This window comes from uncultured Thiodictyon sp. (assembly GCF_903946935.1).
Taxonomy (GTDB): Bacteria; Pseudomonadota; Gammaproteobacteria; order Chromatiales; family Chromatiaceae; genus Thiodictyon.
Window position 1 is genome coordinate 1 of sequence record NZ_CAJAXH010000122.1, and the last position, 11550, is coordinate 11550.

Below are 11550 nucleotides of genomic sequence, written 5' to 3' on the forward strand. Positions count from 1 at the left end.
CTCCAAGTCCGGTTCTGCGAGGAGCCGGGAACGAATCGTCGTATGGCAGAGATAGCGTGGCACCGCCGGGAAACCAGGCGGCAACAGAGAACACAAACTTCGGCCTAAGCGACGGCAAGAACCCGGCTTACTCTCCGGCTCGAATGGCACTGACTTAAGCCACAAGCATCGCATAAACAATCGTTTGCGATGCGGCGAAGCGAGCGAAAAACCGTTGCGGACCAAGCCGGAGCTAGGAAACACCCCGGAAAATGCCGCTTCCACTCAAGCGACTGCTTGGCGATCCGTCTGCAAGTATTTGAGTTTGAAACGATGCAGCTTAAGTCAGTGCCATTCGAGCCTGGCCTCTTTTGGCCTTTCGAGGACCGTATAGCTTGGCACTCTTACCCTATTACCCTTGGCCCGGCGCGCTGCCCGTGGTCAAGCGCATGGCCCGGGCGTCAGGCCCCGCGTGCCCAGCCGCGGGGCCCGCGCCCCGGCGGTCGGCGGGCTGGAGACCTGATGTTCGTGGGGGTCTTCACCTTGGGCTTCGATTCCGCCACCGAGCGTTTCAACGATGATCCGGTGCGTGACGTCATCGCCCACCAGGCACTGGGGCCCTGGGGCCGAGCGGCTACCGTGGACTCAGCAAGAAGGAGAGATCGCCCCGCACGTCGGGTTCGACGTCCGGTCGGACATCGTGGACCGTTGCGATCGCCGCCGCCTGCGTCGGAAACATGAGGGGTTGTCCGCTGGGCTGCTTGAGCAGCAAGGCCCCACCACGGGTGAAGGCGGCATAGATCAACCACGAGGGCGAGACGAAGCCAGGGAGATCGGCCGGCAACTCAGCCGCGTGCTCGACGTGGCGGAGATAGACATGCTCTGCGATGCGCAGGGCTTGCAGACTGGTTGGGCGGAACTGGCTTGCCATGGTGTTCTCCGGTGTCGATGACGACAAATCAACAGAGTGCCTAACTAGGGCTTCCGCGGCGCCAGTGAAAGGGGAGGGTGACGCGACAGACGGTGAGTGTTTCCCAATACTCCGCATTGCCTCGCCGCTCGTCTGTGCGTTGCCTCACGCAGTTATGTTGTGGGACGCTGATCCGCTGCTGGTTGAGCTTGAGACCTTCCCTTCAGTGCGGCGATGATCCGGCGTCTGGACCCGTGACATGAACCTGGCCTATCGCATGGGGCGCGGCGTCCAGGCCGGTCGGGTCTGGACCGATGGTGACCGCCACGACCCGGCCCATGCCGCCTTCGGCGGTGCTAAGAAGTCCGGCGTCGGTCGCGAGACCCACAAGACGATGCTCGATCATTACCGGCAGACCAAGAACATGCCGGTCAGGTAAAATCCCTGCCTGCGCCCGCTACCAGACCACGTCAGCGCAGAGCCCGACCATGCGAAAGAGGGATTCGCTTTCATGCCCATGAGCCCGACGCGCTGGACCGCCATCACGGAATCCCGCTTCCCCTGGGAACGCGACGCCCTGGAATGGCTGCGCTCCCAGCTCCCCGATCACCACCCGTGGCACGCCTGGAGCAACTTCGAGTTTATCGACGACGAAGGCCGGGTCAACGAGGTCGACGCGGCGATCCTGACCCCGGCCGGGCTCTTCCTGATGGAGATCAAGAGCCGCCCCGGCGTGCTCACCGGCGACCCCCATACCTGGACCTGGCGTACTGACGGCAAGGCCTACAGCGACGATAACCCACTGATCCTCGCCGACCGCAAGGCCAAGCGCCTGGCCGGCCTGCTACGGCGACTGCCGTCGGTACAGCGGTCCCGGGCCCGCATTCCCTTTATCCGGCCCTGCGTCTTTCTCAGCGCCGCGGCCCTGGTCTGCCGGCTGTCCGGGACGGCCGCCGCCGGGGTCTATCTGCGCGGACAGCCCGGCAGCAGCGGCGACCGCGGCATCATCGGTGCATTGACCAGCGCTCCCGCCCTGAGCGACGGTGGCGACGGGAGCCGCATCGACCAGGCGCAGGCCCGCCTCGTGGCGCAGGCCATGGCCCAGGCCGGCATCCGTCCTTCCAACAAGCATCGCCTGGTGGGCGATTACCAACTGGGCGCCTTACTGGCCGAGGGCGAGACCTACCAGGACTGGGAAGGCCAGCATCGCAGCATCGAGGGCATTCGGCGCCGGGTGCGCATCTACACCTACGCCGCGGCCGCCACCGCCCAGGCGCGCGCCGCGCTGGTCAGGCAAGCGACCCGTGAGTTCCAGATCCTCGAAGGCATCGACCATCCCGGCATGCTCAAGGTACGCGACTACAAGGAAAGCGAGCAGGGCCCGGCACTGATCTTCGACCACGATCCGCGCTCACGCCGCCTCGACCTGTTACTGCGTGAGCATGGCGACCGGCTCAATGTGAGCCAGCGCCTGCACCTGGTCCGCCACCTGGCGGAAACCCTGCAATACGCCCATGGTAAGCGCCTGTTCCACCGGGCACTGTGTCCCCAAAGCATCCTGGTGCGGGACCCCGAGTCCCAGTTCCCCAGCCTCCAGATCATGAACTGGCGCACCGGCGCCCGCGCGTCGGGTACCGGCGGCAGCTCGGTCGCGGATGGCGCACGCACGGTCGGCACGCTGCACGTTCAGGACTGCGTCGAAGACCCCGGTCGCGTCTATCTGGCCCCGGAAACCGCCTGGCACCAGCACGCCGCCCAGGCCAACGCCCACGATGGCGCCCAGGACATCGACAGCGCCGCCCGTGGCACCCAACTCGATGTCTTCTCCTTAGGCGCCATCGCCTACCATCTCTTTTCCGGCCAACCGCCGGCGGGCAGCGTCATCGAGCAACTGGAGCGGTTGCGCGCTGGCCCGGGGCTGCGCATCTCCGATGTCATCGATGGTGCAGGTCCGGCCCTGCAAGACCTCATCCAGCTCAGCACCCTGCCCGACACCGACGCGCGCTACCCGAGCGTGGACGCCTTCCTCAAAGACCTGGATGCCCTGGAAGACGCCCTCACCACCCCCGACCCCGAGGCCACCGTCGACCCCGCCATCGCCACCGCGAACGACCGTCTGGAAGGGGGCTTCACCGTCCTGCGCCGACTGGGTAAGGGGTCATCCTCCGATGTCCTGCTGGTCCGGCCGGACGGGACTCCTGACGGGAGCGAGGCGGAGCTGGTCCTCAAGGTCGCCTCCGACCCCTCCCACAACGACCGCCTGGTCGCTGAGGGCGAGGCCCTGGCCAAGCTGCACCGCAACCCGAACGTGGTGGAATGGCGCCGCACGCTCACCATCGCCGGGCGCACGGCGCTGCTTATGTGCCGTGCCGGCGACCAGACCTTGGCCAAGCGGCTGGAGGAGGACCAGCGGCTGTCCCTGGATCTCGCCAGCCGGTTCGGCGAGGAGCTGATCCAGGTCGTCGATTGCCTGGAGGGGCTCGGCATCGCCCACCGCGACATCAAGCCCCAAAATATCGGCATCGCCCAATCGGCCGGCGGGCGGCTCCAACTCATCCTGTTCGATTTTTCGCTCACCAGTGCCGCCCCCGAGAACATCGCGGCCGGCACTCACCCCTACCTGGACCCCTTCCTGCCATTGCGCAAACCCCCGCGCTGGGACCTGGCCGCCGAGCGCTTTGCACTCGCCGTCACCCTCTACGAAATGCTCACCGGCGAGCTGCCGCGCTGGGGCGACGGCGTCTCCCAACCCGCCATGCTCGATTGCGAGGTCAGCCTCAATACCAACCGGTTCGACCCGCACCTGCGCGATGCGCTGACCGACTTTTTCGAGCGTGCCCTGCATCGCGACTACCGGCAGCGCTTCGACAACGCCGAAGAGCTGCTGCGCACCTGGCGCCAGGCGTTCGCCGGTGCCCAGGGCGGCGGCGCCGCGCCCGACAGCCTGGCCGCGCTCGCCCGACTCGCCACCGCCGCAACCAGCATCGCGGACCTGGGCTACAGCGTCGAGGCCCAGAACGTCCTGGACGGCATGGGCATCCATAACCTGCGCGACCTGCTGGCGGTGGATCGCATCAAGTTCCGATATCTGAGCGGCGTCGGCGACCGCATCCGCAAAGAGATCCGGCTTAAGGCCAAGCAGCTCGCCCAACTGCGCCCCGATCTGGGCCCCGAGCTGAACCCGGCTCAGACCCACACCACGCCGCCCGCCGGCGCGGCGTCCGGCATCGCCAGCATCGACGCGCTCGCCAGCCAACTCCTGCCCAAGCGACCGGCCGGCGATGACCGGCCGCCCACCGGCAGCCCGGCACAGGCGCTCGCCATCTACCTGGGTCTGGAGCCGGCCGCCGACGGCACTGATGGCCCCTGGCCCACCCTGGGTGCGGTCGCGCGGGTAACCCGCCTCGCCCGTTCGGTCCTGTCCGACACCCTGCTCAAGGCCCGGGAGCGCTGGCTCAAGCTCGCGCCCCTCACCCAGGTCCGCGGGGAGATCCAGACGCTGCTCGAGGCCCATGCCGGCGTCATGACCGTCCCGGAGCTGGCACTGGTCCTGCTGGCCGCCCGCGGCTGCGCCCACCAGGACGACGCCCTGCGCCGGCGCCTGGCCACCGCGCTGGTACGCGCCTGTCAGGAGGCCGAAGGCAGCCTCGCCAAGCCACGCTACCAACTCTTCGAGCAAGACCAAGTGCCGCCCCTGCTCGCGCTCGGCCCCGACCAGGCCGACTACGCCAGGCGACTGGGCGCCGCCGCCGACGAAATCGCCCGGGCCGACCCCCTACTCACCCCACCGCATGCCCGCAAGACCCTGGAAGCGCTGGAGCGGCCCAGCGGCGTCGCGCCGCTGTCGGCCCAGCGCCTGCTGCGGCTGGCGACGGCCGCCTCATGCACCGCCGCACTCTCCAGTCGCCAGGAGGTCTACCCGCAGGGGATGCCCGCGCTACGGGCCATGCGCCTGTCCCTCGGCGCCCTGACCGGCCCGCGTTACTGTCAGGCCCGCGACATCCGCGAGCGTATCCAGGGCCGTTTCCCCGCGTGCGCGCCCATCCCCGACCGCCCGGGGCTCGACGCCTTGCTCGTCGAGGCCGGCGCTGCCCTGAGCTGGGACCCGAGCGGTCTCCAGGGGCCCGGCTACTACTCACCGGCCGGCAGGGCCGAGCCCACAGCCGGCACCACCACCTGGCTGTCCCGTCACGGCACCCGCGCCGAGCCCTTAGAGGAGCTCACCGCCGATGCCGCCCTGATCCGGCAGTTCGAGGACCGTCTGGAGCACGCCCGCACGGTCGGTGGTTTCCTCGCACTCACCGTACTGCCACGCCTCGCCCGCCATGCCGAGGCGCAACTGCTGCGCTGCCATCGAGCGGCGCGACTGAGCCTGGACGCCCTGCTTATCCAGACGCTCCAGGACCAGGCCCAGCGTCACAAGGTGAACTGGGAGGTCGTACTGCAAGCCGATGCCGCCGCCCCCGGCAGCCGTGACTGGACCAACCTCACCCGCCTGGTGCAGAAGGCCCTGCCGCAGGTGCGGCAACGCCTCCTCGACGCCAACCAACCCATCCTGCTGGTCGACCCCGGCTTGCTGGCCCGCTACCAACTCATGGGACTCATCGAGGCGCTACGCGATCGCACGGGCCAGATTCCGCCCGCCCTGTGGCTACTCGTGCCCATGCACGCCGACGGCCTGCCCGCGGTGGACGGCGTTCCCGTACCGGTCATCTCCTCGGCGCAGTGGGCCCGTATACCCCCGGGCTGGATCGAGCACCCGTAGGGTACGCAATGCGTACCCTACTGAGCTACCACGTCCGGCCCGAGATACCTCTGGAATATCTTTTGGATACCGTCTAAGCTGATGCCTCGGGGCACCAACAGCGCGAGGCCAACATGCCTAAAGAAGTACAGATGTCGATCAAGATGGAGCCGGAGCTGCGCGCACAGTTCATGGCCGTGGCCGCCCTGCGCGACCGCCCAGCGGCACAAATCATTCGAGACCTGATGCGCTTGTACATCGCCAACAGCGAAACGCCCAACGCGCTCACCGCCGAGACGCTGCGCAAAAGCCTCCGTAATGAAGATGTATTCTACGCGTCTGACCCGGATGACCTGTTCAAACAGTTAGGTCTCTGATGCGCGCGGCGAGCTATACCAGTCAGTTCCAGCGTGACCTGAAGCTCATCGCGAAACGCGGCAAGGATTTGAGCAAATTGCGCGCGGTGATCGATCTGCTGTTGGCCGGGCAACCTCTCCCGCGCGAACTTGGCGACCATCCGTTGAAAGGCGAATGGCGAACCTTCCGCGATCTTCATGTCGAAGCCGATTGGGTCCTGATCTACCGCGTGGATGGCGAAGCGGTCCGCTTTGAGCGTACCGGCACCCATACCGACCTGTTCGGGCGGTAAATCACATGAGTAGCCCCTGGTTGCTGCGATAAATTGACTCTCCACGGTCGGACCTTCTGCCCATGATCCAAGCCCCCGCCCTCCTCAAAGACCTGCAACGCCTGCTCAACGTCCTGGAAGACGACCTGCGCGTGCGCATCGGCGAGGACGGCGCGCTCGGTGCCACCCTGGAGGGTGAATGGCAGACGGCCCGTACCGCCGGGCGCACCGGGGAAACCTATGCCGCTTGGCTGGAGGCGGACATCACCCAGGCGGCGGTGCATTGGCTGCTCTCCTGCGTGTTCGTCCGCTTCATCGAGGACAACGGGCTCATCCCCCGGCCCTGGCTGGCCGGCCCCACGGGTAGCGAGAACAACCGCCTGGCACTGGCGCGCGACCGGCACGAGGGCTATTTCCGCGCCCGGCCGCACGACAACGACCGCGACTATCTGCTCGCCTGCTTCCGCGAGGTCGGCCAACTGCCGGGCCTCGAGGACCTGTTTGATGAGCGGCACAACCCGGTCTTCCGGCTCGGCTGCTCCGGCGATGCCGCCATGGCGCTCATGGCCTTCTGGCAGAAGGTGGACCCGGACACTGGGCTCTTGGTCCACGATTTCACCGACGCCGGCTGGAACACCCGCTTCCTGGGCGACCTCTATCAGGACCTCTCCGAGGCGACCCGCAAGCGCTACGCACTGTTGCAGACGCCCGAGTTCGTGGAGGAATTCATCCTCGACCGCACCCTCACCCCGGCGCTCGACACCTTCGGCTATCAGACGGTGCGCCTCATCGACCCCACCTGCGGCTCCGGCCACTTCCTGCTCGGCGCCTTCGCACGCCTGCTGGCCCTCTGGGCGCACAACGAGCCCGCCCGCAACCCGCGCGACACGGTGCAACGGGCGCTCGACGGGGTCTATGGCGTCGACCTCAACCCCTTCGCGGTCGCCATCGCCCGCTTCCGACTGCTGGTCGCCGCGCTGGCCGCCTGTGACATCCACGCCTTGAGCGATGCGCCGAACTTCCAGCTCCATTTGGCGGTCGGCGACAGCCTGCTGCACGGCGATCGTTTTGGTCTTACCATCACCAAGGACCTGTTCGGCGGCGAGGACTACAAAGGCAGCCGACTGGAACATGCCTATGCCATTGAGGACCTGGCGCAGGTCAATGCCATCCTCGGGCAGCGCTACCATGCGGTGGTGGGGAATCCCCCGTATATCACGGTCAAGGATGCGGCGCTGAATGCGGCCTATCGGGCGCGGTATAACAGTTGTCACCGGCAATATTCGTTGGGGGTGCCGTTCACCGAGCGGTTTTTCGAGTTAGCGTTTCCTGTTAAAAGCTATGATCCAGCCGGTTTTGTGGGACTCATCACGGCCAATTCGTTCATGAAGAAACAATTTGGCAAGAAGCTCATTGAAGAGACCCTGCCGGGGCTAGATATTACCCACATAATCGACACCAGCGACGCCCATATTCCAGGAAACGGCACCCCTTCTGTGATCCTGTTCGGACGCGATCAGCCGCCGGTCAGCGACAAAATCCGTGTTGTGATGGGCATCAAGGGAGAGCCGACAACGCCCGCCGACCCGGCCCAGGGGCTCGTTTGGCAAGCAATCGCCGATCAGGTGGATTTGGCCGATAGCCAATCGGTTTTTGTATCGGTCTCCGATACGCCGCGGGCTTATTTTGACAAGCACCCTTGGAGCATTGGCGGTGGGGGCGCAGCCGACCTGAAACAAATGATTGGGCAAGTTTGCCCGGAATCTCTGAATTCAATCGGTGCAGACAGCGGATTTCTCACCATTACCGGCGAGGACGACTGTTTATTATTACCCAGCGATCTTCCCAAGAGAGTGGTTGGACTTACCACCCGATCTGTTGGCCATGGCGAAGTCGTCCGAGAATGGCATTGCTTGGCAAATCAGGTTATCCTTTGGCCATATACGCCTAGCGGCGCAGATGGCGATGAGAAGACCCAAGAATACCATCAACACTTCCTTTGGTCATACCGGACATCGCTTAAGAATCGCAGAGCTTTCGGCGTTCCAGTTGAACAAAAGGGGTTACGCTGGTGGGATATTCGAGAAATTTACCGAAACCGACTCCGTACACCACTCACCATTACCTTTGCTGAAGTCACTACTCACAACCATTTTATCCTCGACCGTGGCGGGAGAGTTTTCACACAGACAGCGCCGGTCATCAAGCTGAAGGCCGGGGCGAGCGAAGACGATCACCTATCGATACTCGGTGTTCTTAACAGCTCTACCGCCTGCTTCTGGATGAAACAGGTGTGCTATCCGAAAAAGGGCAGCGGCATGGGTCGTGGCATTCAGCCCGAGCACTGGATGGATCGCTACGCCTTTGCCGCGACCAGCCTTGAGGAATTCCCGCTCACCGAGGGAAAGCCCCTCGACCTCGCCCAAACCCTCGACCGCCTCGCCCAAGACTACGCTGCCTGCCTCCCCGCGGCCCTGATCGGATCGGCCTCAACCCCGGCCCCGGAAATGGCTCACGCCAAGGCGCCAAGGCGCCAAGAAGAACAGGAGGGTTGATGGTGATTGACCCTGACCAACCAGGCGACGCGCCCGACGCCTGCGCTCGCACGCAAGCCCCTTGGCGAGCTTGGCGCCTTGGCGTGAGACCTCTTCTGCCTTCTAGCTCCCACGCTCCTGCGTGGGAGCACGTGCGGGCGCTCTGCGTCCAGTGCCAGGACCGGACGCGCAGCGCCCGCACGGCATTCCCCTGCTTCCGCGTGGGAATGAGACGACAGTGCGATAGCCTGGCGGGAATCCCATGACCACCCTACCGACCCGCGCCAGCCTCGACGCCGCCCGCGCCCGCGCCGAGTCCATCCGCCGTCAACAGATCGCCTGGCAGGAGGAACTGGACTGGCGCTGCTATCGACTCTATGGACTGTTAGGCGCCGAACCGGAATACGAACACCCCAACCCACCCGAGATCGCCTTGGGCGAACGCGCCTTCGAAATCGTACTCGCCCGCCGCATCGCGGCGGGCGAGGAGGAGACCACCTGGTTCACCCGCCACGGCTCCACCCCCATCACCGAACTGCCCGCCCACTGGCCGCCCGACTATCGCCAGGTGGTAGCGTCGCGCATCGCCCTGATCGAATCCGACAAATACATCGGACTCATCGAGCGCCCCGAATACAAGCGCCGCTGGGCCGCCACCCCCTGGCAGGAGCAGGAACAGACTGCACTCAAGGGCTGGCTGCTGGACCGGCTGGAGACCCCGCCCTATTGGCCCGAGCCGGTGGCCCTGACCAGTACCAACCGACTCGCCGACCGGGCGCAGCGCGACGCCGACTTCATGCAGGTCGCGGCGCTCTATGTCGGGCGCCAGGACTTCGACCCGGGCGCGTTGGTGGCTGCGCTGGTCGCCGCCGAGTCGGTGCCCTTCCTGCCGGTGCTGCGCTATAGCGAATCAGGGCGGCGCAAACGCGAGCAATGGGAGTCCACCTGGGACCTGCAACGGCGCGAGGACGCGGGTGAGCAGGTCGGCGAGATTCCTGGTGGGATCCCGGTCCCGCCCAAATACAAGTCCGCCGACTTCCTCAAGACCGACTGCTGGCGCCTGCGCGGCGGCCTGGACGTACCCAAGGAGCGCTGGGTCAGCTACCCAGGTGCGGAGCGCGGCGCCGACGGCAGTCTGGTCATCGCCTGGGCCGGCTGGAACCACCTGCAACAGGCCACGGCACTCGCCGCCTATTATCTGGACATGAAGGAGGGCGAGGGCTGGGAGCCGGCGCGCCTGCAACCCCTGCTCGCCGGCCTGCTGGAACTCATCCCCTGGCTCACGCAATGGCACAATGACTACGACGCCGAGCACGCGACCCGCATGGGCGACTATTTCGCCGGCTTCCTGGCTGATGAGGCCCGCACCCTGGGCCTGACTCTGGACGACCTGCGCGCCTGGAAACCCGCCGCTGTCGCGGTTCGTCGCGGTCGGCGCAAGGCCACATGATTCTTTATTGAGCGAGCGATGAATACAGTCACAGTGAGAGTTTCCAGCAAGGGGCAAATCGTGATTCCCAAGCATCTGCGAGAGGCATGCCATATCGTTCCAGGGGCTGAGTTTGTCGTCGTTGCCGTGGGCGATGAGATCCACCTAAGACCCGCTGCCGCGACGATTAAGCAGACGACCGTTGAAGCGGGTCTTGGCCTGCTCTCGGCGCGCGCTGGGCGGCCGATCCCCGATGCAGAGATCCGCCGGCTGATCGGCCAAAGACTTCTGTCTCTGGATAACGGGTCAAAGGACAATCTGTGATCGCTCTGGATACCAATATTATTACGCGTTACCTGCTGAACGACGATCCGATGCAGGCCCAGGCCGCAGTGACATTGCTCGGCAGCGGAGAACCGCTGTTTGTGCCGACGACCGTTTGGCTGGAGTTGGCCTGGGTCTTGGGGTGCTACGACTGCACACGGGCCGAAATCGCGGGTGCTGTGCGCCACGTTCTGGGCTTGCCGAATCTGCAAACCATGGATGAAATCGCGCTGCTTCGTGCGTTGGCAGGATACGAGGGCGGACTCGATTTCGCCGATGCGCTGCATCTTGCCCTCTCCTCGGGAACCGGCAGCATGGCTTCATTTGACAAGGATTTCGCGAAAATCGCCAAGCGTTTAGAAATGCAGCCGCCGGTCGTTAGGCCTATGCCATGATCGCGACGGCCCTGATCGTTTTTCCGGCTACCCCGGAGCCGGAGTCCAAGGCTTCAGCCTTTGATGGACAGGACCAGGTCTGAAGCCTTGGACTCCAGAAGATGGCCGCTGGCCGGGGCGATGATCAAGGCCGTCGCGACGGCGAATCAGGGTAAACTCACGCTAAAGAGCGTAAGAAAGAGGGTACTGTGATCGTCACGTCCCGCACACGAAACGACGCCAGACCAGGTGAGCCCTCGCCCCTAAGAGATAAGGAGCAGCGTTATGTCCTTGACGAAATTACAGCAGGATGTTCAGCCCCGCCCCATTGCGCCGTCGATGACCCGCGAGGAGCGGCAAGCGGCGTTGCGTTCAGCGTTGACCAAGTTGGCCGGTGCCGGGGTGTTCGCCGATATCGCGGATGTCGTCGCCTGGCAACGTGCCGAGCGTGCTGATCGTCCCTTGCCGGGTCGGGAGTCATGAGCTTAGAGCCGGTAGCGGTGTCGGTAAGTCTCTGAAGTAACAAACCGCCTGAGTAGGGAACATTTTCGTTTACCCCAGCGCAGAACAAACGATCAAGGGCTTACGCGCATAGCGTCGGGCGAGAAGCGAAAATTCACCCCAGCAC

Annotated in this window: 9 protein-coding genes and 1 pseudogene; 9 read left to right on the plus strand and 1 reads right to left on the minus strand. The window is 65.1% G+C overall.

All coding sequences use genetic code 11. The features are described 5' to 3' along the window. Window positions 1–613: 613 nt before the first annotated feature. Entirely contained in the window at window positions 614–910 is a 297-nt protein-coding gene (locus QZX93_RS10835; protein WP_295390843.1) for a hypothetical protein, read from the minus strand. A gap of 217 nt (window positions 911–1127) precedes the next feature. Between QZX93_RS10835 and QZX93_RS10840 the strand changes: the two are divergent. The 9 genes and pseudogenes from QZX93_RS10840 to QZX93_RS10880 all read left to right on the plus strand — a co-directional run. Beyond that, window positions 1128–1328: pseudogene (locus QZX93_RS10840) on the plus strand (aldehyde dehydrogenase family protein); the annotation flags it as partial. 72 nt (window positions 1329–1400) lie between these two features. Then, on the plus strand, window positions 1401–5654 hold the full coding sequence (gene pglW, locus QZX93_RS10845; RefSeq protein WP_295390845.1) for a BREX system serine/threonine kinase PglW: 4254 nt from the start codon (window positions 1401–1403) through the stop codon (window positions 5652–5654). Window positions 5655–5767: 113 nt separating this feature from the next. Continuing rightward, window positions 5768–6010, plus strand: a complete 243-nt coding sequence (locus QZX93_RS10850) for a hypothetical protein (protein WP_295390847.1) — start codon at window positions 5768–5770, stop codon at window positions 6008–6010. After that, complete coding sequence (locus QZX93_RS10855) at window positions 6010–6282, plus strand: type II toxin-antitoxin system YafQ family toxin (RefSeq protein WP_295390849.1); 273 nt, start codon at window positions 6010–6012, stop codon at window positions 6280–6282. The genes QZX93_RS10850 and QZX93_RS10855 overlap by 1 nt, the downstream gene beginning before the upstream one ends. 62 nt (window positions 6283–6344) lie before the next feature. Beyond that, the gene (gene pglX, locus QZX93_RS10860) at window positions 6345–8816 is read left to right on the plus strand and encodes a BREX-2 system adenine-specific DNA-methyltransferase PglX (protein WP_295390851.1); all 2472 of its coding nucleotides are present in this window, start codon (window positions 6345–6347) and stop codon (window positions 8814–8816) included. Window positions 8817–9057: 241 nt separating this feature from the next. Continuing rightward, window positions 9058–10245: a BREX-2 system adenine-specific DNA-methyltransferase PglX gene (gene pglX, locus QZX93_RS10865; RefSeq protein WP_295390853.1), complete on the plus strand. Its 1188-nt coding sequence runs from the start codon at window positions 9058–9060 to the stop codon at window positions 10243–10245. Window positions 10246–10263: 18 nt separating this feature from the next. Further along, the gene (locus QZX93_RS10870; protein ID WP_295390855.1) at window positions 10264–10548 is read left to right on the plus strand and encodes an AbrB/MazE/SpoVT family DNA-binding domain-containing protein; all 285 of its coding nucleotides are present in this window, start codon (window positions 10264–10266) and stop codon (window positions 10546–10548) included. Next, on the plus strand, window positions 10545–10943 hold the full coding sequence (locus QZX93_RS10875) for a type II toxin-antitoxin system VapC family toxin (RefSeq protein WP_295390857.1): 399 nt from the start codon (window positions 10545–10547) through the stop codon (window positions 10941–10943). The genes QZX93_RS10870 and QZX93_RS10875 overlap by 4 nt, the downstream gene beginning before the upstream one ends. Before the next feature lie 264 nt (window positions 10944–11207). Continuing rightward, the gene (locus QZX93_RS10880; protein ID WP_295390859.1) at window positions 11208–11405 is read left to right on the plus strand and encodes a hypothetical protein; all 198 of its coding nucleotides are present in this window, start codon (window positions 11208–11210) and stop codon (window positions 11403–11405) included. Window positions 11406–11550 lie beyond the last annotated feature (145 nt).